This window comes from Burkholderia sp. AU30198, from assembly GCF_020419825.1.
Classification (GTDB): Bacteria; Pseudomonadota; Gammaproteobacteria; order Burkholderiales; family Burkholderiaceae; genus Burkholderia.
Genome location: NZ_JAIZSA010000009.1, coordinates 146,211 through 170,487 on the forward strand (window position 1 = coordinate 146,211; position 24,277 = coordinate 170,487).

25 protein-coding genes and 1 pseudogene are annotated in these 24,277 nt (G+C 66.1%); 14 read left to right on the top strand and 12 right to left on the bottom strand.

The genetic code is table 11. The features are described from left to right. Nucleotides 1-7 precede the first annotated feature (7 nt). Nucleotides 8-1,186, bottom strand: coding sequence for a GNAT family N-acetyltransferase (locus tag LGN19_RS20620; protein ID WP_122946002.1), 1,179 nt, complete (start codon nucleotides 1,184-1,186; stop codon nucleotides 8-10). Nucleotides 1,187-1,296: 110 nt separating this feature from the next. Between LGN19_RS20620 and LGN19_RS20625 the strand changes: the two genes are divergently transcribed. Both LGN19_RS20625 and LGN19_RS20630 read left to right on the top strand, forming a co-directional pair. After that, nucleotides 1,297-3,003: an NAD+ synthase gene (locus tag LGN19_RS20625; protein WP_226216856.1), complete on the top strand. Its 1,707-nt coding sequence runs from the start codon at nucleotides 1,297-1,299 to the stop codon at nucleotides 3,001-3,003. Between the two features lie 83 nt (nucleotides 3,004-3,086). Beyond that, nucleotides 3,087-3,425, top strand: coding sequence for a P-II family nitrogen regulator (locus LGN19_RS20630; protein WP_006398637.1), 339 nt, complete (start codon nucleotides 3,087-3,089; stop codon nucleotides 3,423-3,425). 322 nt (nucleotides 3,426-3,747) lie between these two features. On the opposite strand, the gene LGN19_RS20635 is transcribed toward LGN19_RS20630, so the two are convergent. Continuing rightward, the gene (locus LGN19_RS20635; protein WP_122946744.1) at nucleotides 3,748-4,824 is read right to left on the bottom strand and encodes a porin; all 1,077 of its coding nucleotides are present in this window, start codon (nucleotides 4,822-4,824) and stop codon (nucleotides 3,748-3,750) included. Nucleotides 4,825-5,391: 567 nt separating this feature from the next. Further along, a complete protein-coding gene (locus LGN19_RS20640) occupies nucleotides 5,392-6,318 on the bottom strand; it encodes a LysR family transcriptional regulator (RefSeq protein ID WP_122946001.1) in 927 nt (308 codons plus the stop codon). Between the two features lie 133 nt (nucleotides 6,319-6,451). Here LGN19_RS20640 and LGN19_RS20645 point away from each other — a divergent pair, with 133 nt between their 5' ends. Further along, nucleotides 6,452-6,949: a GNAT family N-acetyltransferase gene (locus tag LGN19_RS20645; RefSeq protein ID WP_226216857.1), complete on the top strand. Its 498-nt coding sequence runs from the start codon at nucleotides 6,452-6,454 to the stop codon at nucleotides 6,947-6,949. A gap of 87 nt (nucleotides 6,950-7,036) precedes the next feature. Here the strand turns inward: LGN19_RS20645 and LGN19_RS20650 are convergent, their stop codons facing one another. The 4 genes from LGN19_RS20650 to LGN19_RS20665 all read right to left on the bottom strand — a co-directional run bounded on the left by LGN19_RS20650 (nucleotide 7,037) and on the right by LGN19_RS20665 (nucleotide 10,246). Further along, a complete protein-coding gene (locus LGN19_RS20650; protein WP_122946000.1) occupies nucleotides 7,037-7,816 on the bottom strand; it encodes an ABC transporter ATP-binding protein in 780 nt (259 codons plus the stop codon). Between the two features lie 18 nt (nucleotides 7,817-7,834). Next, entirely contained in the window at nucleotides 7,835-8,548 is a 714-nt protein-coding gene (locus tag LGN19_RS20655) for an ABC transporter permease (protein ID WP_122945999.1), read from the bottom strand. Next, on the bottom strand, nucleotides 8,545-9,234 hold the full coding sequence (locus LGN19_RS20660; RefSeq protein WP_021158491.1) for an ABC transporter permease: 690 nt from the start codon (nucleotides 9,232-9,234) through the stop codon (nucleotides 8,545-8,547). Before LGN19_RS20660 ends, LGN19_RS20655 begins: the two co-directional genes overlap by 4 nt. Before the next feature lie 229 nt (nucleotides 9,235-9,463). Then, nucleotides 9,464-10,246, bottom strand: a complete 783-nt coding sequence (locus LGN19_RS20665; RefSeq protein ID WP_122946743.1) for an ABC transporter substrate-binding protein — start codon at nucleotides 10,244-10,246, stop codon at nucleotides 9,464-9,466. A gap of 361 nt (nucleotides 10,247-10,607) precedes the next feature. Here LGN19_RS20665 and LGN19_RS20670 point away from each other — a divergent pair, with 361 nt between their 5' ends. Next, a complete protein-coding gene (locus tag LGN19_RS20670) occupies nucleotides 10,608-11,303 on the top strand; it encodes a pirin family protein (RefSeq protein WP_226216859.1) in 696 nt (231 codons plus the stop codon). A gap of 69 nt (nucleotides 11,304-11,372) precedes the next feature. On the opposite strand, the gene LGN19_RS20675 is transcribed toward LGN19_RS20670, so the two are convergent. Next, complete coding sequence (locus LGN19_RS20675) at nucleotides 11,373-11,924, bottom strand: periplasmic heavy metal sensor (RefSeq protein ID WP_122945997.1); 552 nt, start codon at nucleotides 11,922-11,924, stop codon at nucleotides 11,373-11,375. 224 nt (nucleotides 11,925-12,148) lie between these two features. Here LGN19_RS20675 and LGN19_RS20680 point away from each other — a divergent pair, with 224 nt between their 5' ends. Beyond that, on the top strand, nucleotides 12,149-12,874 hold the full coding sequence (locus tag LGN19_RS20680) for a response regulator (protein ID WP_009693256.1): 726 nt from the start codon (nucleotides 12,149-12,151) through the stop codon (nucleotides 12,872-12,874). Then, a complete protein-coding gene (locus LGN19_RS20685) occupies nucleotides 12,858-14,174 on the top strand; it encodes an ATP-binding protein (protein ID WP_122945996.1) in 1,317 nt (438 codons plus the stop codon). The genes LGN19_RS20680 and LGN19_RS20685 overlap by 17 nt, the downstream gene beginning before the upstream one ends. A gap of 42 nt (nucleotides 14,175-14,216) precedes the next feature. Here LGN19_RS20685 and LGN19_RS20690 read toward each other — a convergent pair whose 3' ends face one another. After that, nucleotides 14,217-14,480 carry a hypothetical protein gene (locus LGN19_RS20690; protein WP_011352846.1) on the bottom strand — a complete coding sequence of 88 codons (264 nt, stop codon included), beginning with the start codon at nucleotides 14,478-14,480 and terminating at the stop codon, nucleotides 14,217-14,219. Between the two features lie 508 nt (nucleotides 14,481-14,988). Between LGN19_RS20690 and LGN19_RS20695 the strand changes: the two genes are divergently transcribed. From LGN19_RS20695 to LGN19_RS20705, 3 genes are all read left to right on the top strand, one after another. Beyond that, the gene (locus LGN19_RS20695) at nucleotides 14,989-16,746 is read left to right on the top strand and encodes an ABC transporter permease (protein ID WP_174955388.1); all 1,758 of its coding nucleotides are present in this window, start codon (nucleotides 14,989-14,991) and stop codon (nucleotides 16,744-16,746) included. A gap of 22 nt (nucleotides 16,747-16,768) precedes the next feature. Continuing rightward, nucleotides 16,769-18,106, top strand: a complete 1,338-nt coding sequence (locus LGN19_RS20700; RefSeq protein ID WP_039368511.1) for an AAA-associated domain-containing protein — start codon at nucleotides 16,769-16,771, stop codon at nucleotides 18,104-18,106. Nucleotides 18,107-18,398: 292 nt separating this feature from the next. Beyond that, nucleotides 18,399-18,869 carry a hypothetical protein gene (locus LGN19_RS20705; RefSeq protein WP_226216861.1) on the top strand — a complete coding sequence of 157 codons (471 nt, stop codon included), beginning with the start codon at nucleotides 18,399-18,401 and terminating at the stop codon, nucleotides 18,867-18,869. A gap of 142 nt (nucleotides 18,870-19,011) precedes the next feature. Here LGN19_RS20705 and LGN19_RS20710 read toward each other — a convergent pair. Beyond that, nucleotides 19,012-19,194: pseudogene (locus LGN19_RS20710) on the bottom strand (hypothetical protein); the annotation flags it as partial. Nucleotides 19,195-19,289: 95 nt separating this feature from the next. Between LGN19_RS20710 and LGN19_RS20715 the strand changes: the two are divergent. Next, nucleotides 19,290-19,976: a hypothetical protein gene (locus LGN19_RS20715; protein WP_226216863.1), complete on the top strand. Its 687-nt coding sequence runs from the start codon at nucleotides 19,290-19,292 to the stop codon at nucleotides 19,974-19,976. 76 nt (nucleotides 19,977-20,052) lie between these two features. Next, entirely contained in the window at nucleotides 20,053-20,535 is a 483-nt protein-coding gene (locus LGN19_RS20720) for a tetratricopeptide repeat protein (RefSeq protein ID WP_226216865.1), read from the top strand. Between the two features lie 69 nt (nucleotides 20,536-20,604). Here the strand turns inward: LGN19_RS20720 and LGN19_RS20725 are convergent, their stop codons facing one another. Together LGN19_RS20725 and LGN19_RS20730 are read right to left on the bottom strand one after the other, a co-directional pair. Then, nucleotides 20,605-21,099, bottom strand: coding sequence for a hypothetical protein (locus LGN19_RS20725; protein WP_226216867.1), 495 nt, complete (start codon nucleotides 21,097-21,099; stop codon nucleotides 20,605-20,607). Continuing rightward, on the bottom strand, nucleotides 21,096-21,647 hold the full coding sequence (locus LGN19_RS20730; protein ID WP_122945992.1) for a hypothetical protein: 552 nt from the start codon (nucleotides 21,645-21,647) through the stop codon (nucleotides 21,096-21,098). The genes LGN19_RS20725 and LGN19_RS20730 overlap by 4 nt, the downstream gene beginning before the upstream one ends. 288 nt (nucleotides 21,648-21,935) lie before the next feature. On the opposite strand from LGN19_RS20730, the gene LGN19_RS20735 reads away from it, so the two are divergent. From LGN19_RS20735 to LGN19_RS20745, 3 genes are all read left to right on the top strand, one after another. Continuing rightward, nucleotides 21,936-22,133 carry a hypothetical protein gene (locus LGN19_RS20735; RefSeq protein WP_226216869.1) on the top strand — a complete coding sequence of 66 codons (198 nt, stop codon included), beginning with the start codon at nucleotides 21,936-21,938 and terminating at the stop codon, nucleotides 22,131-22,133. 141 nt (nucleotides 22,134-22,274) lie between these two features. Beyond that, on the top strand, nucleotides 22,275-23,696 hold the full coding sequence (gene otsA, locus LGN19_RS20740; RefSeq protein ID WP_226216871.1) for an alpha,alpha-trehalose-phosphate synthase (UDP-forming): 1,422 nt from the start codon (nucleotides 22,275-22,277) through the stop codon (nucleotides 23,694-23,696). Further along, nucleotides 23,689-24,270 (top strand): AAA family ATPase, encoded by a 582-nt coding sequence (locus LGN19_RS20745; RefSeq protein WP_226216873.1) that lies wholly within the window; start codon nucleotides 23,689-23,691, stop codon nucleotides 24,268-24,270. The genes otsA and LGN19_RS20745 overlap by 8 nt, the downstream gene beginning before the upstream one ends. Nucleotides 24,271-24,277: the final 7 nt, after the last annotated feature.

A 24,277-nucleotide genomic window follows, 5' to 3' on the forward strand; every position in this document is an offset into this window, starting at 1 on the left:
GATGACGTTACTCGGTGCCGCGCCGGAACGGATCGTGTTCGCGTAGCTCGTCCACATACGCGTGGATGTGCTCGGTCTCGCGTTCGAGAAAGCGCGCAACCGCATCGGAAAATGCCGGGTGCGCAAGCCAGTGCGCGGAGTGTGTGACGGTCGGCAGGAAGCCACGCGCGAGCTTGTGTTCACCCTGCGCGCCGCCTTCGAACGTATCGAGCCCGGCCTCGATGCAGAATTCGAGCAACTGGTAGTAGGCCGTTTCGAAATGCAGGCACGGCACGTGTTCGACCGCACCCCAGTAGCGGCCGTACAGCGTGCCGCCGCCGTTTTCGCCGCGCCGGTAGACGGCGAGCGCACTCGCGATCGGCTGGCCGTCGGCTTCCGCGATCACGAGCAGCAGGTTCTCGGGCATCGTCGCGCCGATCGTGCGGAAGAAGTCGAGGTTCAGGTACGGGCTCGAAAAGTGTTCGCGATAGGTCTGCCGGTAGCAGCGCGAGAAGAAGCGCCAGTCCGCATCGGTGATCTGGTCGCCGGTCAGCCGGCGGAACGTCACGCCGGCGTCGTGCACCTTGCGCCGCTCCGCGCGGATGTTCTTGCGCTTCTTCTGCTCGAGCGTGCCGAGGAAGTCGTCGAAGTGGCGGTAGCCGTCGTTGAGCCAGTGGAACTGCACGCCTTCGCGCAGCATCATCCCCATCGATTCGAGCAGCGCCGCTTCGTCGCCGGTCGGGAACAGCACGTGCAGCGACGACACGTCGCTCTGCTCGGCGAACGCGAGCAGCGTGGCCGCGAGCCGGCGGCGCGCATCGTCGTCGGCCGCGAGCAGGCGTGTGCCCTGCACGGGCGTGAACGGCACCGCGCACAGCAATTTCGGGTAGTAGGGCAGGTCGTTGCGCTGGTACGCGTCGGCCCAGGCCCAGTCGAACACGTATTCGCCGTACGAATGCTGCTTCGCGTAGACGGGCGCGGCAGCCGCGAGGCGGCCGGTGCGCTCGTCGGTCAGCGTGACGAAGTGCGGCGACCAGCCGGTATCGTCGACCGCGCAGCGCGCGACGTGCAGCGCGTCGAGGAATTCGTGGCGCAGGAAGGGCGTCGGCTGCGCGTCGCGGGCGAGCAGCGCGTTCCATTCGTCGGCCGGCACCTCGGCGGGGGACGACAGGATGCCCGTGCGATAATCGATGCGTTCGTGTTTCAAGCGTGAATCCGTACCGTTCTGTGTCGCCGGATGCGACGGCCTGCGCGGCCCGCACCGGGACGATTTCGTCAGCCGTTCAGGGCGCGCCGCCGGGCTGCGCCGATCCCGCCATGAAGACCCGACTCGCTCTCGCCCAGATCAACGTCACCGTCGGCGACTTCGCCGGCAACGTCGCGCGGATCGTCGCGGCCGCACGTGCCGCGCACAACGATGGTGCGCAGCTGATGGTCGCGCCGGAACTCGCGCTGTCCGGCTATCCACCGGAAGACCTGCTGCTGCGGCCCGCGTTCTACGCAGCGGCGGCCGCGGCACTCGACGCGCTCGCCGACGCATTGAAGGCGTTCGACGGGCTCGCGGTGCTGGTCGGCCATCCGCTGCGCGGCGCGGGCGGCGGCGCGCACGCGTCAGCCGTCGATGGTAATGCAAACCGCCCGATCGAGCGCGGCGTGCCGCCCACCGATACCTACAACGCGGTATCGCTGATCGTCGGCGGCGAGATCGTCGGCACCTACCGCAAGCAGGATCTGCCCAACGCCGAGGTGTTCGACGAAAAGCGCTACTTCACGACGGACGCCGAGCCGCTCGTGTTCGAGCTGAACGGCGTGAAATACGGCGTGATCATCTGCGAGGACGCGTGGCACGCATCGGCCGCGCAGATCGCGAAGGCGGCCGGCGCGCAGGTGCTGCTGATCCCGAACGGCTCGCCGTACCACATGAACAAGGAAGCGGTGCGCTTCGACATCCTGCGCGCGCGGATTCGCGAAACCGCGCTGCCGATGGTGTACGTGAACCTCGTCGGCGGCCAGGACGAGCTCGTATTCGACGGCGGCTCGTTCGTGCTCGACGCGCAGGGCGCGCTCGTCGCGAAGATGCCGCAGTTCGACGAAGGGCACGCGATCGTCGAATTCGACGGCGCTCGGCCGCTGCCGGGCGCGATCGCGCCGGAGCTGTCGACGGACGCGCAGGTGTACCGCGCGCTCGTGACGGGTGTGCGCGACTACATCGGCAAAAACGGGTTTCCGGGCGTGCTGATCGGACTGTCGGGCGGCGTCGATTCGGCGCTGGTGCTCGCCGTCGCATGCGATGCGCTCGGGCCCGAGCGCGTGCGCGCGGTGATGATGCCGTCGCGTTTCACGGCCGACATCTCGACCACCGACGCGGCGGAAATGGCGCGGCGCGTCGGCGTGCGCTACGACGAGATCGCAATCGCACCGATGTTCGATGCGTTCCGTGCATCGCTCGCGGGCGAGTTCGCGGGCCGCGCGGAAGACGCGACGGAGGAGAACATCCAGGCGCGCATCCGCGGCACGCTGCTGATGGCGCTGTCGAACAAGTTCGGCTCGATCGTGCTGACGACCGGCAACAAGAGCGAGATGGCGGTCGGCTACTGCACGCTGTATGGCGACATGGCCGGCGGGTTCGCGGTGATCAAGGACATCGCGAAGACGCTCGTGTACCGGCTCTGCCGCTACCGCAACGAAACGGCCGACTACGTGCTGCGCGACGTGATCCCCGAGCGGATCCTCACCCGTGCGCCGTCGGCCGAGCTGCGCGAGAACCAGACCGACCAGGACAGCCTGCCGCCGTACGACGTGCTCGACGCGATCATGCGGATGTACATGGAAGAGGATCGGCCGCTCGCCGAGATCGTCGCGGCCGGGTATGCGCGGGCCGATGTCGAACGCGTGACGCGGCTCATCAAGATCAACGAATACAAGCGCCGCCAGGCGCCGATCGGCATCCGCGTCACGCATCGCGCCTTCGGGCGCGACTGGCGCTACCCGATCACGTCACGTTTTACCGAACGTCTCGATTGAGCCGTGCTGGGCCGCATGCGGCTGGCAGGCTTACAATCGGGGTCGCGATTTTTCATCCAAACGAGCATTGGGGGACAACCACCATGAAACGCATCACTGCCATCATCAAGCCGTTCAAGCTGGACGAAGTCCGCGAAGCGCTCGCCGAAGTGGGTCTCACGGGCCTGACCGTGACGGAAGTGAAGGGCTTCGGCCGCCAGAAGGGGCATACCGAGCTGTATCGCGGCGCCGAATACGTCGTCGACTTCCTGCCGAAGATGAAGATCGAGGTGGTCGTCGCGGAAGCGCAGGTCGACCAGGTGATCGACGCGGTGATCGGCGCGGCGCGCACCGGCAAGATCGGCGACGGCAAGATCTTCGTGTCGGACGTCGAGCGCGTGATCCGCATCCGCACCGGCGAAGAGAACGAAGCGGCCGTCTGAGCGCCGCATTCGTCGACGGGCTAGGGCCTGTTCCCGCTCATAACGCACGTTCCCCTGTTTGGAACAAATCATTCGTGGGGCTGGCCACCAGAAGGGCCGATCGCTGCGTCATGCTCCTTGCGAATACGTCGAGTATTCGCTTCGTCGCAATTCTTGCGCTCGGCCCTTCTGGTGGCCAGCGCAAGCCCGTTATGAGCGGGAACAGGCCCTAAGCCGGCCCGCCAATAAAAAACGGTGCGATACCCGGTTGGGTACCGCACCGATACGCGCCTCTCGCAGCAGCGTGGAAAGTGTTGTCGAATCGTTGTTTGACGGCGCCTGATCAGAACAGGTGCTGGATACCGGCGTAGACGCCGGTCTGGCTGCCGCCCGGATTCGGGTTGCCCGTCGACACGGCCGTACCGGCGCCGTTCGCGTTTAGGCCGAAGTTGGCGTTCTTGCTGTTGCGCACCGTTGCGACCTGCAGGTCGAACAGCGTGCGCTTCGAGATGTTGTACGAGCCGCCGACCGTGTAGATGTTCGCGTTGCCGCCACCGTGGTTCGCGTTCACGTGATACACGGCCGCGATCAGCGCCGCTGCCGGCGTCGCTTGCCACGTCACGCCGCCCCAGACCTGCTGGGTACCCGTCACGCCGGCGTTCACTGCCGGGCCGCCGCTGCCGTCCGCGCGCGATGCCTGGTAGGCCGCTTGCACCTTGAACTGGCCGAGGAACACGTTCACGCCCGCGAAGTATTCACGCGAGTAGTTGAACACGTCGGAGAAGCGGCCGTTGCTGTCGCGCGTTTCGTCGTAGATGCCGCGCAACTGGAACAGCGAATTCGTATAGGTGACCTGTGCGCCGGCTGCACGACCCGGCTGGCCGGCCGTCGTGTTGCCGTTGAAGCTGGTCGAGTTCGAGAACGAGAACTGGCCGTAGAAGTCGAGGCCGTAGAACTGCGGCGACTGGTACGACACGTTGTTGCTGGTCTTGTTCCAGTTGCGGCCGCGCACCAGCGATGCCGTCGACCAGGCCGACTGGCCGAACGGGTCGAAGTCCCACACGCCGTTGGCGATCGCGAGCTCGCGACCCAACAGCAGCGTACCGTAGCGGTCGTTGGAGATGCCGACCGTTGCATAACGATCCCAGATCGAGCCGCTGAAGCCGCCCGTCATCGTGTTGAACGCGCCTTCGAGGTGGAACAGGACCTTGTTGCCGCCGCCGATGTCCTCGGTGCCCTTCAAGCCCCAGAGGCTCGTGCCCCAGTCGCCGCTTTCCGCGCGCACTTGGTGGCCGTTTTGCAGGCCGTTCATGTACTCGATGCCGGCATCCAGGCGGCCATACAGCGTGACGCTGCTCTGCGCGTGCGCCGTTACCACCCCAGCAGCCATCAGCGCGGCCGCGACCAAAGCTTTCTTCATCGTCTCCTCCATACCCTGTCAAAAAGTCAACCCAGAACTGCACGAGATGCCCGGAGCAACGAGCGCCGGGCAAAAGCGGGATAACCAGGGAGACCTCGTACAGGGCCGGTAGGCGCGGCACGCGGGCAAGCGGACGGAAAGACCGTTGAGCGGTCCCGCGCAGCCGGGTCGGCCTGCGGGTCTCCTTGTAGTGTCGTGAAGCTAAACTACATTTCACGAACTTCGTTTTGCTACTTTGGTTACTAATTTAGCAAAAATACAATTTTGTGGCGATGGAAATCGTTGTTTGACTAACACCTGTCGTCAAATTGCCATGCAACACGGTGCGCAACAGGCGGGCCAAGGGTTTGCAATTAACGGAAAACCCTTGTCCCGCAAGGGAGACACGAATTTCGCAAACAGGGATCAAGGATTGCCACTATTGACGTTGCAGCGGGCGCGGGCGTAAGCGCCAGGCGGGAGAAATTGGTAAGCATTTCGTAATGAATGAGCGGTGCCGGACGGCTCCGCCCGGCACCTGTCGTGCCGGCCCTCCAGCACACCATGCGGTGTACCGGCGCGCGCCGGTCAGGCAGGCTCCGGCCTCGCGTCGAGCAACTGCGCGCGAATCCAGCGATGCGCATCGGTGCGCGCATGCTTCGCGTGCGAGTAGACCTTCACGGTGTAGCGCGGGATCTCGAACGGCGCGGGAAAGATGCGGATCGGCGCCGCGTGCCGCAGCGCCTGCGCGGCACGGTTCGGCACGGTCATCAGGAGTGCAGATTCGGCGATCACGAACGGCGCGGCCAGCACGCTCGGCAGCTGCACGGCGACCTGCCGCGCGAGACCGAGCCGGTCGAGCACGTGGTCGACGACACCGCGCGACTCGTTCCACGGCGTGACGACCACATGGCGTGCCGCCAGGTACTGGTCGAGCGTCAGCCGCCGGTGGATGTCCGGATGCGCGGCGCTCGCGATCACGACGTAGTCGTCGGAGAACCAGTCGAAGTCCTCGATACCCGGCGCGTCGGCCGCCGATTCCTCGTGGTAGCCGAGCGCGAAATCGATGCGGCCGGCCGCGAGTTCGTCCACCGAGATCTTGCGGTCCGAATGGACGACTCGGATCCGCAGGTGCGGCGCGACGTGCTGGATGCGCGCGAGAAATGCCGGCAGCACGGCGAATGCCGTGTAGTCGGTCGCCGCGAACACGAATGTGCGGTCGCTTTGCGCGGGATCGAAGCGGCGCGCGCGGGCGAGCCCCTTCGACATCGCGTCGAGCGCGTCGCCGGCCCAGGTGGCGATATCGTCGGCACGCACGGTCGGCTGCATCTCGTTGCCGAGGCGCACGAACAGCGCATCGCCGATCGCGTCGCGCAGCCGCGCGAGCGCATGGCTCAGCGCGGACGGGCTCAACGCGAGCTCGTGCGCGGCCGCGGCGACGGAACGGTGGCGGTACAGCGCGTCGAACACGAGCAGCAGGTTCAGGTCGAGGCGGCGCAGATCGGGATGCATCATGTTCAGGTTCGGATGAAGAAACTGCACTTCCTGCAGGAGCAGCGTGAACGTAGCATGACGATCTGATTGGCGCCAGCGCGGGTGCGCGGCGCCGCTTTCCGTTTCAAGTCCGGGCCGTAGGAGGGCTCAAATCGTGCAAATCGACATCCGTTCCGCCACCGTCGCCGACGTGCCGCAGATCCTGCGTTTCATTACCGAGCTGGCCATCTACGAGAAGGCGGAACACGAAGTGATCGCGACGCCCGCGTCGCTCGAGCGCAGCCTGTTCGGCGACGGCTCGCCGGCGCGCGCGCTGATCTGCGAGGTCGACGGCGAGCCGGCCGGCTTCGCCGTGTATTTCTTCTCGTATTCGACGTGGCTCGCCCGGCAGGGGCTGTATCTCGAGGATCTGTACGTATCGCCGCGTTTTCGCGGCGCGGGCGCCGGGCTGCGGCTCTTGAAGGCGCTCGCGCGGATCGCGGTCGAGTCGGGCTGCGGGCGTTTCGAGTGGAGCGTGCTCGACTGGAACGAGCCGGCGATCCGCTTCTACGAGAGCGTCGGTGCGGCGCCGCAGAGCGAATGGGTGCGTTACCGGCTCGCGGGGGACGAACTGCGCGCGTTCGCCGACGCCGCGCCGGTCGACGCCGCATAACTCCGCGTCAATGCAAAACGGGCGCCGCGCGGCGAACCGCGGGGCGCCCGTTCACGCGTCGCGACGCGTGGCGTGCAGCGTGCGATGTTACTTGAGGCTGCCCGACAGGAACCCGCGCAGGCGCTCGCTCTTCGGGTTCGCGAACACCTCGGACGGCACGCCTTCTTCCTCGACGCGGCCCTGGTGCAGGAACATCACGTGGTTCGACACGTTGCGCGCAAAGCCCATCTCGTGCGTGACGACGATCATCGTGCGGCCTTCCTCGGCGAGCTTCTGCATCACCTTCAGCACTTCGCCCACCAGCTCCGGGTCGAGCGCGGAAGTCGGCTCGTCGAACAGCATCACGTCCGGATGCATCGCCAGCGCGCGTGCAATCGCCACGCGCTGCTGCTGGCCGCCCGACAGGTGCGACGGATACTGCTTCTCGACGCGCGGCGCGAGGCCGACCTTCTCGAGATATTCGCGCGCGCGCTCCTCGGCTTCCTTCTTCGGGATGCCGAGCACGTTCACGGGCGCTTCCATCACGTTCTCGATCACGTTCATGTGCGACCAGAGATTGAAGTGCTGGAACACCATCGACAGCTTGGTGCGCACGCGCTGCAGCTGCTTCGGATCGGCCGCGCGCAGTGCGCCGCCCTTGTCGGCCTTCGTGAGCACTTCCTCGCCGTCGACGACGATGCGGCCCGCGTTCGGCTGCTCGAGGAAGTTGATGCAGCGGAGCATCGTGCTCTTGCCGGAACCCGACGAGCCGATCACGCTGATCACGTCGCCCGAGTTCGCCTTCAGCGACACGCCCTTGAGCACCTCGTTGTCGCCGTACCGCTTGTGCAGATTGTCGACGAAAAGCTTCTGAGTCTGGGAATTCATCAATAGTCCTGCGAAAACTTACTTGCCTTGCGGGCGCAGATACGCGAGCCAGCGGCGCTCGGCCTGGCGGAACAGCCAGACGAGCGTGAACGAGATCACGAGATAGAGCAGGGCGGCGATGCCGAACGCATGGAACGACATGTAGGTCGCCGAGTTCACGTCGCGGGCGATCTTCAGGATGTCCGGCACGGTTGCCGTGAACGCGACGGTGGTCGCGTGCAGCATCAGGATCACTTCGTTGCTGTACAGCGGCAGCGCGCGGCGCAGCGCCGACGGCAGGATCACGCGGCGGTACATCGTGAAGGAGGACATCCCGTACGCACGCGCGGCTTCGATCTCGCCGTAGGAGGTCGCCTTGATCGCGCCGGCGAAGATCTCGGTGGTGTACGCGCAGGTGTTCAGCGTGAATGCGAGCAGCGTGCAGTGCATCCCGTCGCGGAAGAACGCGTCGAGCATCGGCGTGCCGCGCACGGCCTGCAGGCTGTAGAGGCCCGTGTAGCAGAGCAGCAGCTGCACGTAGAGCGGCGTGCCGCGGAACACGTACGTGTAGAGCCACACCGCGCCCGACAGCCACTTCTTCTTCGACACGCGCGCAACCGCGAGCGGTATCGACAGGCAGAAGCCGAGGCCGATCGACACGACCAGCAGCCACAGCGTGATCGCGACGCCGGTGATGCGGTAGCCGTCGGTGAAGAGGTAGTTGCGCCAGTATTCTTGGATGAGATCGATCATAGGTCAGCCTTGCGGACGCCGGTCGAGTAGCGCTTTTCGAGCCACATCAGCACGAAGTTCGAGATCGTCGTGATCGCGAGGTAGACGGCCCCCGCGATCAGCGTGAAGAAGAAGAACCGCAGCGTGCCCTTGCCTGCGTCCTGCGATGCCTTCACGACGTCGGCCAGCCCGATGATCGACACGAGCGCGGTCGACTTCACGAGCACCTGCCAGTTGTTGCCGATCCCCGGCAGCGCAAAGCGCATCATCTGCGGGAACATGATCCGCGTGAACACCTGCCAGTTCGTCATCCCGTACGCGCTGCCGGCCTCGAGCTGGCCGCGCGGCACCGACAGGAACGCGCCGCGGAACGTCTCGGTGAAGTACGCGCCGTAGATGAAGCCGAGCACGAGCACGCCGGCGAGGAACGGGTCGATGTCGATCTGGTCCCAGCCGAGCGCGTCGGTCGCCATGTTCAGCCAGATCTGCAGGCTGTAGAACAGCAGCAGCATCAGCACGAGGTCGGGCACGCCGCGGATCAGCGTCGTGTAGACGGTGCCGACACCGTTCGTGAAGCGGTTGCGCGACAGCTTCGCGCCCGCGCCGAGCAGGCCCAGCAGGAACGACAGCGCAAGCGACAGCACCGCCAGTTTGACGGTTTGCCAGGTGCCAGCGAGGATCAGCGGGCCGTAACCTTGTAGAAACATATGTGGTCCCTGGTGTGGTCCCTTAGGGCGCACGCGGTGCGCCGCGAAAGACGCGCCCGCCAAGCTGCGCGGAACGCCCCGTACGTATCATGACCGTCCGCCCCGGCATCGGTACCGGGCCCGCCCGTCGCGCGAGCGGCGGGCAAGGAGGCGGGCGGCGCGTGGTTGACTGCCTGTACTGCCCGGACGCGGGGCCGCCCCCGCATCCGGTGCTTCTTCTTGTCGGCGCTTAGCGGGCCGGAGCCGAATAGACGCTGAACGCGAAGTACTTGTGCGACAGCCGGTCGTACGTGCCGTCCTTGTGCATGTCGGCCAGCGCCTTGTTGATCTTGAGCTTCAGGTCCGTATCTTCCTTGCGCAGGCCGATCGCGGTGCCGTCACCGATCGTCTTCGGATCCTTCACTTCCGGCCCGGCAAACGCGAAGCCCTTGCCGCGCGGCGTGCGCAGGAAGCCGTAGTCGGCCTGCAGCTCGTCCTGCAGCGTCGCGTCGAGGCGGCCCGAGCCGAGATCGGCGTAGACCTGGTCCTGGTTCTGGTAAGGAATGATCGTCACGCCCTGCGGCTCCCAGTACGTCTTCGCGTAGGTCTCCTGCGTCGAGCCCTGCTCGACGCCCACGCGCTTGCCCTTCAGCGAGGCGATCGTCGGCAGCAGCGGCGAGCCGGTCTTCGCGATCATCCGCGCCGGCGCGTCATAGACCTTGTCGGAGAAGTCGATCTGTTCGCGGCGCTTGTCGGTGACGGTCAGCGACGACACGATGACGTCGTACTTCTTAGCCTTCAGCGCCGGGATGACCCCGTCGAGATCCTGCGCCACCCACACGCATTTCACGTTGATCCGCTTGCAGATTTCCTTGGTGAGATCGACGTCGAAACCGACGATCTCGCCGCTCGGCGCGGTCGACTCGAACGGCGGGTAGCTGGCGTCGACGCCGATCCGCACGGTCTTCCACTCCTTCGCGAAGGCGCTGCCCGCCATGAGGGCGAGGGCGGCGCACAGGGCGGCCTTCTTCATTTCCATCCTTCTCTTTCCGGGAGCGCTCGCGGCCGGTCGAACCGGGCGCCGCGGCGTATTCTAGACGGCCAAAATTCGCCGATCGGCGCTCTGGCGATGGCGGCCGCCGGAACGGCGAACGCCAAAAGGGCGGTATTTTACCCGAACGCGATACCCGGAAACCGGCAATCCGGGCCGGCCGGTCGATTCTTCGACGCATTGATCCGGTTGTTGCGACAATCATCGTATTTGCAATGGACATTGCATCGATTGCATTCGCAGGCGCAACGATGCGGTGCGCAGGCGGCGGATTGTGGTGCGATTGGCACACTCATACAGTGGCGGCATGCCAAAACAATGCATCTCACGGAGTGTCCGCCCCATGTTCCAGATTCGCCGCGCCGCCGATCGCGACCAGCGTAGCCAGGGCTGGCACGAATTCCTTCACAGCTTTCCTTGTGCGTCCGGCCCCGGCGGGCCGCCGGTCTTCGGCGCGTTGCGTGAACTGAACGAGGAATGCATCGCGCCGACTCGCGGCTACGGGATGCGGCCGTACCGAGACGCGGAAATCGTCACCTACGTGCTCGACGGTGCGCTCGCGCATCGCGACAGCCTCGGCAACGGGGCGATCGTCCGCGCGGGCGGCGTGCAGTGCATGAGCGCCGGCGCCGGCGTCATGCTGAGCGAAACCAATGCATCGTGTGACGAGCCGTTGCACCTGCTGCGGATCTGGCTCGCGCCGGCCGGGGCGGGCGGCCGGCCCGGCTACGTGCAGACGCGCTTCGCCGACGACGAGAAACGCGGCCGGCTGCGGCTCGTCGCGGCGCCGGACGGTGGCGACGGCGTGCTGCCGATGTATGCGGACGCGCGCATCTTTACGGGGCTGATCGACGGCGACGAGGCGACGGCGTTCGACGTACCGGCCGGACGCCGCGCCTACGTGCATGTGGTGCGCGGCGACGTCGAGGTGAACGGTCGCGCGCTGGCCGCGGGCGACGGCGCGCGGATCGGCGGCGTGGACGCGGTGGCGTTCGCGCGCGGCCGGGCGGCCGAGGTGCTGCTGTTCGACGTCGCCTGAAACGCAAAAGGGGACGCGGGCCGGTGCCCGCGTCCCCTTCGATGCCGCTCCGTGGAGCGGCCCGCCGGCTTACTGCGCCGGTGCCGACGCGGCCTTGGCCGCGCGATGCTGCTCCCAGCGCTCCTTCATCTTCTCGTGGCGCTGTTCCATCTTCGCGAACTGCTGCTTGAGCGCCGTGCTGACCGTGGTCTTCTGCTGGTCGTTCAGCCCGTTGTAGAACGCGAGCCATGCGGCGGACGTCTGCTCGCGCAGTTGCGCGTTCTGCTGCTCGGCCTGCTGGCGGGCGGTGTGCATCGCGTTCAGGTCGAGAATCGGCTGGTTCTGCTGCGCCTTGAACTGCTCGCGCATCTGCTCGTGGCTCTTGCGCATCGCATCACGGTTCTGCTTCATCGTGTTGACGGCCGTCTGCCATTGCTGTTCCTGCGACGCGTTGAGCTTCAGCTGGTCGTGCAGTTTCATGATCACGCCGAACGGGCCGCCGTCGTGCCCGCCGTGCATCTGGTGGGCGCCGGGGCCGCCCGGAGGCGGCATGTTGTTGGGCTGCGCGGCGTGCGCGGTGCCGAATGCGAGAGCGAGCACGGTGGCGGCCGCGATGGCCACGCGGGAAGTCTTCTTATACATTTCAGAAACTCCTTGTATCCAAAGGGTCCGGCGATGCGGTGCCGGGAAAGCCGGGTACCGCATCCGGTAAGACGCAGGTTAGCGATGCAGGCCCCGGCCGGTGTTACGTGGGGCGGTGGCTGGTTTACCGCGCATTACAGTTCCCTTGCGCCGTAACCCGCAGTAACCCTTTCGTCCCTTTGTTTCGTTCTTTGACTCCGCCCTCGCGCGGTAAACTTCGAGCCATGACTACCCAGATCCTCATCGTCGACGACGACCAAGAACTCCGAGACCTGCTGCGCGACTATCTCGTGCGCCAGGGGATGGAAGTGTCCGTGCTGCACGACGCGGCCACGCTCGAGAAGCGCCTCGAGCGCGAGCGGCCCGACCTGATCGTGCTGGACCTGATGATGCCGGGTGTCGACGGCCTGACCGCGCTGCGCCAGTTGCGCGCGGCCGGCGACGACATCCCCGTGATCATGCTGACCGCGCGTGCGGACGACGTCGACCGCATCGTCGGGCTCGAGCTCGGCGCGGACGACTACCTCGGCAAGCCGTTCAACCCGCGCGAGCTGCTCGCGCGCGTGCAGGCCGTGCTGCGCCGCCGCCGCGCGACGCCGTCGGCGGCGGCGCCCGAACAGCGCGAGCCGTTCGCATTCGGCCGCTTCGTGCTCGACTTCCAGGCGCGCACGCTGTCGGTCGACGGCAAGCCGGCCACGCTGTCGAGCAGCGAATTCGCGCTGCTGAAGATCTTCGTCAACCATGCGCTGCGCACGCTCACGCGCGAGCGGCTGCTCGAGCTGCTGCACGGGCCCGAGTACGACGGCACCGACCGCGGCATCGACGTCCAGGTGTGGCGCCTGCGCCGCATCCTCGAAACGGATCCGTCGACGCCGCGCTTCATCCAGACGGTCCGCGGGCGCGGCTATGTGTTCGTGCCCGACGGCGAGGCCCATGCGCAAACCCATTGATTCACTGTTCGGGCGGCTGGCGCTGCTCGTCGTCGGTGTCCTGCTCCTGTCGCACTTCGCGTGGTTTTTCGCGATGCGGCTCGAGCGCAGCCAGATGCAGACGCGCTACGCGGTCGAAGAGGCCGCGTTCCTGGTCGACGCGGTGCGCCAGCACGTCGAGCGCACGCCCGACCAGCCGTTGCCGTCGCGCGTGCGGCTCGTGACGCCGGGCAGCGCCGACGTGCCGAATGGCGACCCGTCGAGCCTCCCGGCGGCGCTCAAGCGGTTCCGCGACGACGTGAGCGAGCGGATGCCGCCCGGCACGCGCGTCGAGATCGGCGCGCCCGGCCATCCGCCCGTGCTGTGGGTGAAGGAGCCGACCGACCGCAACTGGATCGTGGTGCCGGTGCAGCCGCTGCGGCCGCCGCGCTCGCTCGACCGGATGCTGCTGTGGCTCGGCACGATCTTCTCGGCCGGCGTGATCGCCGCGCTGTTCGCGGCGTGGCAGCTGCAGCAGCCGCTGCGGTCGCTCGCACGCGCAGTCGCGCGCTTCGGCCGCGGCCAGCCGGTGCCGCCGCTGCGCGAGCGCGGCCCGCGCGAGCTGCGCCAGCTCACGCATGGCTTCAACCAGATGGTGGAACAGGTGTCGCAGGCCGAGAGCGACCGGGCGGTGATGCTGGCCGGCGTGGCGCACGACCTGCGCACGCCGCTTGCGCGGATGCGGCTGCGGGCGGAAATGATGGACGACGTCCGGTTGCGCGACGGCGTCGTGCGCGACGTCGATTCGATGTCGCACATCGTCGATCAATTCCTGGTGTTTGCACACGGCGGCTCCGATCGCAGCGAGCCGGTGCCGGTCGATCAGGCGTGCGAGCGGATCGCGCGCAGCTATCGCGCGGTTGCGCCGAACGCGCCGACGGTCCAGACCCGGCTCGACGCCGATCCGGGCTTCCGGCTGCCGACGGCGACACTCGACCGGATCCTGTCGAACCTGCTGGACAACGCGCATGCGTACGGTGCGCCGCCCGTGCTGGTGGAGACGGCGCGCACGCCGGCCGGCTACGTGCTGTCGGTCAGCGACAGCGGCGGCGGGATCGCGCCGCGCGACCTCGCGGCGGCGACGCGGCCGTTCGTGCGGCTCGACCCGGCGCGCGGCGGGAACGGCCACAGCGGGCTCGGGCTCGCGATCGTCGAGCGGCTCGTACTCAGGCTGGGTGGGGCGTGCGACATCGGCAACCGCCCAGAAGGCGGCCTGCGCGTCTCGATGACGTTCCCGTTCGAGGTCGTGCCGAAGGACGAGCCCCACGCACAGGCCGCATAAGCGGCTGCGGCGCCAACCCGGCCGGGCTGGCGCCGCGCGGCATCATTCGAACAGCGTGCCGAGCGTCTCGGCCGCGTTGCTGTCGATGGTGTTGTAGGTCACGGTGGTGGCCTCGAAGATGTAGACGGTCGTGTACCGGCCGAGGCGCTCCAGGATTTCCTCCTGCAGCGATTCAGGCACGACGTTCATGTTCAGGTACCACGCCGTCGACGACAGCCGCGTCTGGAACGACCCGTACTCCTGCATCAGTTCGTAGAACGCGTCGGCATCCTGATCGCGGCAGACGATCACCAAGTTTCCTGCCATTCCCTTTCCTCCCGCTCGTCGATCGATCCCCAGGGCCTGTTGACAGAGGGAACGCGCATGCGTCGCCATCAGAACGGCCGCCACCGACCCCAAGGGCCAGCCCCGATCATACCCGCTTAGTCGTATCCGGCTGGTGACGCCCGACATGGTTTACGCGCGCGTGTGGCCGGCGGGTTCCCGGCCGGGCCGGATCACGGCATAATTCGGGCCTGCATGCCGGCTGAAAGACTGCGGCCGGGCTGCTCGACCCGCGTACCCGCCATCCGCCCGCGCGCCAGGCACGATCCGTGCGCCGCCTGGCCGTTCCCGGACGGTTGTACCTGAAATACAGGTTGGTGTAGTGTCGTGCCGTCGCGGGCCGACTCGTCCGGGGCGCGGCAGCGCATGCACGCACGGCGCCTCGCGCTCGCGCGCGATCGTCAGTCAATCGAATTACCGCCTCCGTGCGCTTTGCCATGAATCAACATCGACTGCCGGCTTCGTTCGGCCTTACCGGGGAGGGCGCCTGATGGACGTCGGATTCTTCAATCCGAACCGGACCGCGAATGCGTCCGCGTGGCGTGTCCTGCCGAACCGGTGGGACTTCATTGCGTTTCCGCTGATCATCTGCCTGCTCGCGATGGCGATCGTCGGTTTCCATGAAACGATGGCGCCGATCGGCACACTGCAGACGCAGAAGATCTCGCTCGACCCGTCGAACCTGCCCGAATACGCGTTGCGCACCACGCTGCGGATGCTCGCCGCGATGGTCGCGTCGCTTGCGTTCACGCTGATCTACGGCACGCTCGCGGCGAAAAGCCGCCGTGCGGGCATGGTGCTGATCCCGATCCTCGACATCCTGCAGTCGGTGCCGGTGCTCGGCTTTATCTCGTTTACGGTCACGTTCTTCCTCGCACTGTTCCCGAGCCGCGTGCTCGGCGCGGAGCTCGCGGCGATCTTCGCGATCTTCACGAGCCAGGCGTGGAACATGACGTTCAGCTTCTATCAGTCGCTGCGCACGGTGCCGCGGGATCTCGACGAAGTGTCGCGGAGCTTCCACCTGACGTCCTGGCAGCGCTTCTGGAAGCTGGAGGTGCCGTTCTCGATGCCAGGCCTGATCTGGAACATGATGATGTCGATGTCGGGCGGCTGGTTCTTCGTCGTCGCGTCGGAGGCCATCACCGTCGGCAACCAGACCATCACGCTGCCCGGCATCGGCGCGTATCTTGCTCAGGCGATCTCGGACAAGAGCCTCGGCGCGATCGGCTGGGTGATCCTCACGATGACCGTCGTGATCCTCGCGTACGACCAGCTCCTGTTCCGCCCGCTGATCGCGTGGGCCGACAAGTTCCGGATGGAAAACACCGCGTCGGGCGACGCACCGCAATCGTGGCTGCTCGACCTCGTGCGCCGCACGCGCCTGATTCATCAGCTGCTCGTGCCGGCCGGCTGGTTCTTCGCGAAGGCCGCGCGGATTCCGCTGCGGCTGCCGCTGTCGGGGGCGATGCGCTTCTCGCTGCCGAAAGTCGAGAAGAAGGCGTCACGCACGGTCGACATCGCGTGGGCGATCCTCGTGCTGATCGGCACGGCCTATATCGTGTGGCGCGTCATCAGCTTCGTGTCGACCGGCGTGACGATGGCCGAGGTCGGCCATGTGCTCGTGCTCGGGCTCATCACGCTGCTGCGCGTGGTCGTGCTGATCGCGATCGCGTCGGTGATCTGGGTGCCGATCGGCGTGTGGATCGGGCTGCGCCCGCGGCTCGCCGAGAAGCTGCAGCCGCTCGCGCAGTTCCTCGCCGCGTTCCCGGCCAACCTGCTGTTCCCCGCGTTCGTGATCGTGATCGCGCGCTTCCACCTGAACGCCGATATCTGGCTGTCGCCGCTGATCGTGCTCGGCACGCAGTGGTATATCCTGTTCAACGTGATCGCCGGCGCAACGTCCTACCCGAACGACTATCGCGAAGCGGCGACGAACTTCCGCATCCGTGGCTGGCAGTGGTGGCGGCAGGCGATCCTGCCCGGCATCTTCCCGTACTACGTGACCGGTGCGATCACCGCATCGGGCGGCGCGTGGAACGCGAGCATCGTGTCGGAAGCGGTGCAGTGGGGCAATACCAAGATCGAGGCGCACGGCCTCGGTGCCTATATCGCTCAGACCACCGCCGCCGGCGATTTTCCGAAGATCATCCTGGGCATCGCCGTGATGTCCCTGTTCGTCACCCTGTTCAACCGCCTGCTGTGGCGTCCGCTGTATGCCTTCGCGGAAGCGAAGCTGCGGCTCGACTGAGACCGATTGAGAGCGAAACGCGATGCACAATCCGAATGCTGTAAACGCCCCCGTCCAGACGAACCAGCCGCCGCGCCTCGGTGAGGAAATCCTGCGCGTCGATCACGTCTGCCGCGGCTTCAACAAGACGCAGGGCGAACTGCTCGTGCTCGACGATGCGAACCTGTCGCTGCGCGAAGGCGAGATCGTCGGCCTGCTCGGCCGTTCCGGCTCGGGCAAGTCGACGCTGCTGCGGATCATCGCCGGGCTGATCGAGCCGACCGGCGGTGAAGTGACCTATCTCGGCAAGCCGCTGACCGGCCCGGCCGAAGGCGTCGCGATGGTGTTCCAGACCTTCGCGCTGTTCCCGTGGCTCACCGTGCTGCAGAACGTGGAAGCCGGCCTCGAGGCGCTCGGCGTCGGCGCGCGCGAGCGGCGCGAGCGTGCGCTGGCCGCGATCGACCTGATCGGTCTCGACGGCTTCGAGAACGCGTATCCGCGCGAGCTGTCGGGCGGCATGCGCCAGCGCGTGGGCTTTGCGCGTGCGCTCGTCGTCGATCCGACGATCCTGCTGATGGACGAGCCGTTCTCCGCGCTCGACGTGCTGACCGCCGAGACGCTGCGTACCGACCTGCTCGACCTGTGGACGCAGGGCCGCATGCCGATCAAGTCGGTGCTGATCGTCACGCACAACATCGAGGAAGCCGTGTTCATGTGCGACCGGATCCTGGTGCTGTCGTCGAACCCGGGCCGCGTGATCGCCGAGATCAAGGTGCCGTTCAAGCATCCGCGCAACCGGCTCGACCCGGCGTTCCGCAAGCTGGTCGACGACATCTACGCGAAGATGACGGCGCGCCAGACCGGTGAAGCGACGAAGAAGGGGCTGGAACTCGGCAGCTGGCTGCCGCAGGTGTCGACCAACCTGATGGCCGGCCTGATCGAGACGCTCGCGATGGCGCCGTACCACGGCCGCGCCGACATGCCGGAAATCGCGCGCACGCTGCATCTGGAGGTCGATGACCTGTTCCCGATCGCGGAAGTGCTGCAGTACCTCGGCTTTGCCGACGTGCGCGAAGGCGATGTGTTCCTGACGCCGCCGGGGCGCGTGTTCGCGGAATTCGGCACGCAGGAGCGCAAGCTGATGTTTGCGGATCACCTGCTGAAGCACGTGCCGCTGGCCGCGCGGATCAAGAAGGTGCTGAACGAGCGCCCGGGCCATCGCGCGCCGCGCGTGCGCTTCGAGCAGGAGCTGGAGGATTTCCTGTCGGACGGCGCCGCCGAGGAGACGCTCGACGCGGTGATCGACTGGGGCCGTTACGGCGAGATCTTCTCGTACAACGACCAGACGGAGATTTTCAGTCTCGAGGACGTCGAGTCCTGAAGTCGGGTGGGGCGTTCGGGCGCACGTCGCCTGAATGCCGGTTGCGCGGGTTCATTCGACCGCTTCGGGTCAATGCGAACGCGGTCTATCCCTCGCGCCGGCAACGGGCGCCCGGTTCGTTGGCCGAGCAAAAGGCGCTGAGTCCGTCGTGGCCGGGACGTTTGCCGGCGACGCGCATCGATGATGCGTTGAAATGCTGGCGGGCTAGTGCCGGAGGCTGGTGCAACGAATCCCTTCGATTGCAGGGCTGATTCAATGCCTTCGAACCTCGTCAGCGATCCAAAGGGCACCCATGAGCGAGAAGAAGGGGCTGTATGCGGTCGCAGCGGAACAGTACGATCTGGTGCTTGTATCCGTTCTCGATTCTCCGCGCCCACAGGTGTTTCGTGCTCGGGTCGAACGCGTCTATTCCATTGGAAAAGGCATTGCACCGGACCATCTCGGGGCAGAGATCGAGTTCGTCGGCGGTCCGCCGACTTGGGGTAACGTGCCGCTGGAGGTCGGGGAGCGTGCTCTCATGTTCGTCAGAACGCTATCCGGGTTGTTCCACGAGCATGCGTGGCGCGGACACATGGTTCTGGAGGAAATCGCGGGCGGAACGTATGCCAGGTTGCACATTCCGGAGATGTGGCTGAGGGATGAATTGCCCGTCGACGTCAGGGCCGCGTCGAGTCCGCATCCGACGAGGCGGAATGCGTCGATCGTCAGGTTCAGCGTGCTGGAGCGCTACCTGAGCGATCTGATCGGGAAAGCCGTCCGCTGAGCCGGATCGATTTTCCGAAATCCGGACGATGCGCTGCCCGCCGGGATCAAGGGCAGGGGGATGTCGCGTCCCGTCCATATGTCACGATGATCAATCGTCGAAGTCCGGGGCGACAGGGGCATGCATGATGTGCACCGGCCTCTTACTGCAAATTCCCCCACCGGTCGACTGCCGGTTCCGCCGACGCCCACTTCCAGTGCGCGCCTTGCTGGCACGCATTCGCGAAATACCAGTCGGCCTTGTCGCCATCCTTCACCGAGAACGCGAATTCCTTGCACATCGCGAGCGCCGACGAGTACGCGCGCGTGACGCGCACTTCGCCTTCCACGGCTTCACTTCGCCGACGGCGAGGCTGCGGACCACCTTCGCGATCGCAGTAAGGGTGGACGAATTCGGGCGAATTGTTTTGGAGCAATTGTGATGTTGAAGCGGGACAGATTACCTTACGCCACGCTGCCTTCGGCATTGACAACGTTGATCCCCGAGGCCATTTTTCTGAAGGCGTTCGAGAATGCAGAGTCACAAACGATCATCGTTTGGTATTCCGACGCGAAAATCGGTCGTCAACATGAAGTCGAGTTTTCGCCGAAGTTGGGGCGTCTGCTGTCACGCAGCGAGCGCGAAGCGAGATTCCCGGTGGAGCGGGAAATCGTTCTGCAGGATGGGATCCGAGTAAGGGTGGGTAATAGACTTGGGGCCGATACCGACGTTCGCTATGAAACCTATACTGCATACGATCCGGTGACATCGTCGAAGCTTGCCGTTGGCGAGCAGATGTTCTTTATGAGGTTTCTCGCCGAACCCGAGACCATCGTTCGGCAAGCAATTGAAAAAGCGAAGTTTCCGAGTACTTATGCGGGGTGGAGCCCACTTGAGCGCATTCGCTATTGGGTCGGCGTGCTGTATCGTGCGCGGCGCCAGACGGGGGAGTCTGGAATCAATGAGGATGAGGCCTTCCAGCCTTCATTGTTGAAGCAGATGAGAGCTGTGGATCCTGGTGTCGATGCCATTCTTGCGGCGGTCCTCGCCGAGTTGAGTCAAATGGAAATGATCAGCCCGGACGTCATGCGAGCCGCATTCAATCAACGTACGGGCACATCGATTTGATTGCCCGATGGGGACGAGCGTGTTGGATGATCGACATGCTCGGATTCGCAAACCAAATTTTTGATGGTTGAGTTGAATGACCGATAAGAATCCGGATTTTTCACCGATCCGCATGCGGGCGCGCGGCTTCGTGTCGCAAGGACGGATCGAGGATGCGCTTGGGCTGTATGGCGATATCCTGAAAATTGCGCCGGATGATGCGGCGACGTATGCCGATCGTGGCACAACCTACGCGATGATCAAGAAGACGGATCTCGCGTTGAGCGATCTGAACCGGGCCATCGAGCTGGGATATACGGACGCGTCGGCGTATTGCACGCTCGCGACGATTTTCCTCGAAGGGGGCCGCTACCCGGAGTCACTGGATTATTTCGACAGGGCGCTGAAGATCAATCCCGATCAGCTGTTCGTCTATTTCAACCGCGCCCGGGCTTACGAGACGCTGGGTGATATCAAGGCGGCGATCGCTGATCTGGAACGGTGCCTGACCTACAAACCGGACGATGCGCTGTCGGCGAGGATCAAGGACCGGGTGACGCAGCTTCGCGCGCGTACGTAGCGGCTGCCGCTCGCGGGTGCGCAGGACGGCGAGGGCGCCGCCGCGAGCAATATGCGGCCCATCACCCCCTTACTGCAAATTCCCCCACCGGTCGACCGCCGGTTCCGCCGACGCCCACTTCCAGTGCGCGCCTTGCTGGCACACATTCGCGAAATACCAGTCGGCCTTGTCACCATCCTTCACCGAGAACGCGAATTCCTTGCACATCGCGAGCGCCGACGAGTACGCGCGCGTGACGCGCACTTCGCCTTCGCCGTTTTCCAGCGGCAGCGTGTTCTTCACCTTCCACGGCTTCACTTCGCCGACGGCCAGGCTGCCGGCCGTCTTCGCGATTGCGTCCTGCTGGTTTTGATGGAGCTGCTTCATCGTGCGGTTGACGGCTTCGTCGGTCGCGGCCTGCACGGCAATGCCGACCCCGACGCCGACCGCCGGATTCGCGGTGACGAGGCCCGTCGCCGCGCCGGCGAGTGCGCCGCTCGCCGCGCCGACCGACCCGCAGCCCGACAGCGTGGCCGCCGCCGCGCACAGCGCGCCGATGGCCGCGATACGGAGCGCGACGCTCATTGCAGCGCGCCCCAGCGTTCGGTCGCCGGTTCGGCCGACGCCCATTTCCACACGGGGCCGTCGCGGCAGATCGTGGCGACGTAGAACGCCGATTGCGCAGGCTTGTCGGGTTTCGCGGCCGTGTCGACCGCGAACACGATTTCCTTGCAGTCGAGCGGGCCGATGCTGATCATCCGGCTGACCGTCACGCGACCCTGCTCGTCGTCCTCGATCGGGAACGAGTGGTGCGTCGACCACGGCGCGACGCCGCCCACGTCGAGCGGGCCGGCGGCCTTCGCAATCTGTTCCTGTGTGTAACGGTGTGCGACTCGCTGCGAGTACTGGACACCCGCGCGTGCGCCGGCGACGGCGCCGAGGCCGATGCCCGTCGCGACGGCGGCGTTGTTGGTGACCTTGGAGGCGATCGCGGCGCCCGCGATACCGGCGCCGGCTGTCGCGCCCTCGCTGTACAGCGAGTTGCAGCCGGACAGCAGTGCGGCCGTGGCGATCGCGGCCAGCACGACGCGCGCCGGCATGACCCGGCGCGGCGATTCGAAACGAATGTTCATCCCTGAGTGCAAGTCCTGTCTGGGTGAGCGGCAACGCGTGCGCGCCCTCATGCCGCGTCATTGTTTCGCAATTGTCATAGGAAAACTGCAAAGCTTTGACAAATCGCCGGACGGCATGCCGCGCGCGTGCGCGCGGCGCTATTGTCGGATAGATGAATCGTGAGGGGTCGAAACGTTACAAATTGAAGGTAATTGTTACTCTGACGTGCAAGGAAGCGACCTAGACTCTTTAGTTATGGAATGTTTCTACGACGGCCTCGGGCCGCGCCGCACATGAGACACCCAGCCATGCGCCGTTCGAAACGGTTTTCGCCTCGGCCGGCCGACGCTGGGGCAGACCGTCCGCGTCCGCAGACCGACGCGCCATCGGCACCGCCTGCCGGCGCGCCCGGCGAGACGCCGTCCGACGGCGATCACAACCAGGGCGGCGCCCGCCCGGAAGGGCTCGACTATCAGCGCGATCTCGGCCAGGAGCAGGACGCCTGATGCCGTTGCCGCCGTATTCCGCCGCTGACTTTCACACCTGCATTGCTCACATCTGAATCGCCGCACGGCCGCCCTCGGGCAGCCGTGTCCGCCTTGGCGCGCGCCGCGCGCCAGCCAATCGAATCGAGGAGGGGAAGCCGCATGAGCAGATTGATCGTGGTATCGAACCGTGTCGCCGCCGGCGAGGACACGCGCCCGAGCGCGGGCGGCCTGGCGGTCGGCGTGATGGACGCGCTGAAGGAGACGGGCGGCGTCTGGTTCGGCTGGAACGGCGAGATCGTCGGCGCGCCTGACACCGAGCCCGCGATCCAGCGGGACGGCAACGTCACCTATGCGACGGTCGGCCTGACCCGGCGCGACTACGACCAGTATTACCGCGGCTTCTCGAATGCGACGCTGTGGCCGGTGTTTCACTATCGCGGCGATCTCGCGCGCTTCGATCGTCAGGAGTACGCGGGCTATCTGCGCGTGAACGCGATGCTCGCGAAGCAGCTCGCCGCCTTGCTGCGCCCCGACGACCTGATCTGGGTGCACGACTATCACCTGTTGCCGTTCGCGCATTACCTGCGCGAGCTCGGCGTGAAGAACCCGATCGGCTTCTTCCTGCACATTCCGTTTCCGTCGCCCGACATGCTGCGTCTCGTGCCGCCGCACGAGGAGCTCGTGAAGTTCATGTGCGCGTACGACGTGGCCGGCTTCCAGACCGAGGCCGACAAGCAGGCGTTCACCGACTATATCGAGCGGCGCGGGATCGGCGCGGCCAGCGACGACGGGATGCTGCATGCGCATGGCCGCGTCGTGAAGGTCGCCGCCTATCCGATCGGCGTGCATCCCGACGCGATCGCGCAGGCGGCCGTCCAGTACGGCACGCGCAAGCCGGTGAAGATGCTGCGCGAGGCACTCGACGGCCGCAAGCTGGTGATGAGCGTCGACCGTCTCGATTATTCGAAGGGGCTCGTCGAGCGCTTCCAGTCGTTCGAGCGAATGCTCGCGAACGCGCCGGGCTGGCAAGGGCGCGTGTCGCTCCTGCAGATCGCGCCACCGACGCGTTCCGACGTGAAGACCTATCAGGACATTCGCGAGACGCTCGAAGGCGAGGCCGGCCGCATCAACGGCCGCTTCTCGCAGCTCGACTGGACGCCGATCCAGTACCTGAACCGCAAGTACGAGCGCAACCTGCTGATGGCGTTTTTCCGGATGTCGCAGGTCGGCTACGTGACGCCGTTGCGCGACGGGATGAATCTCGTTGCGAAGGAGTACGTCGCGTCGCAGGATCCGGCCGATCCGGGCGTACTCGTGTTGTCGGAGTTCGCGGGCGCGGCCGCCGAGCTGACCGGTGCGCTCCTCGTCAATCCGTACGACCTGTCGCAGATGGCCGAGGCGCTCGAGCGCGCGCTGTCGATGCCGCTCGCGGAGCGGCAGGCGCGCCACGAGGAGAACCTCGCGCGGCTGCGCGGGAACGACCTGTCGGTCTGGCGCGATACGTTCGTCGCCGACTTGCGCAGTGTCGCGGCCGCCGCGTCGGTCACGCGGCGCGCGGGCCGGCGGGTTGCGCATGCGTGAGTTCGGGCAGGCGCCCGGCGCGACCGACGACGCCACCCGCCGCTTTTTCGTCGTGACCGGTGGCCCGGGTTCGGGCAAGAGCACGTTGCTCGACGCGCTCGAGCATGCTGGTTTCGCGCGCTCGCAGGAAGCCGGGCGCGGCGTGATCCGCGACCAGATGGCGATCGACGGTCGCGCGTTGCCGTGGCGCGACCCGGCCGCGTTCGCCGAGCTGATGCTGAGCTGGGAGATGCGCTCGTACGATCTCGCGCGCCTCGCGCACGGGCCCGTGTTCTTCGATCGCGGCGTGCCGGACGTGGTCGGCTACCTGCGGCTGACGGGGCTGGCGGTACCTGCGCATGCGGAAGCCGCGGCCCGCCGTTTCCGCTATCACGGGCGCGTGTTCATCGCGCCGCCGTGGCCGAACATCTATGCGCAGGACACCGAGCGCCGGCAGGATTTCGCGGAAGCCGTGCGCACCTACGACGCGATGGTCGAGTGCTACACGTCATATGGCTACCGGCTGATCGAATTGCCGCGCGAGAACGTGCAGGCGCGTGTGCGTTTCGTGATGGACGCGCTCGACGCTGAATGACGCGCTG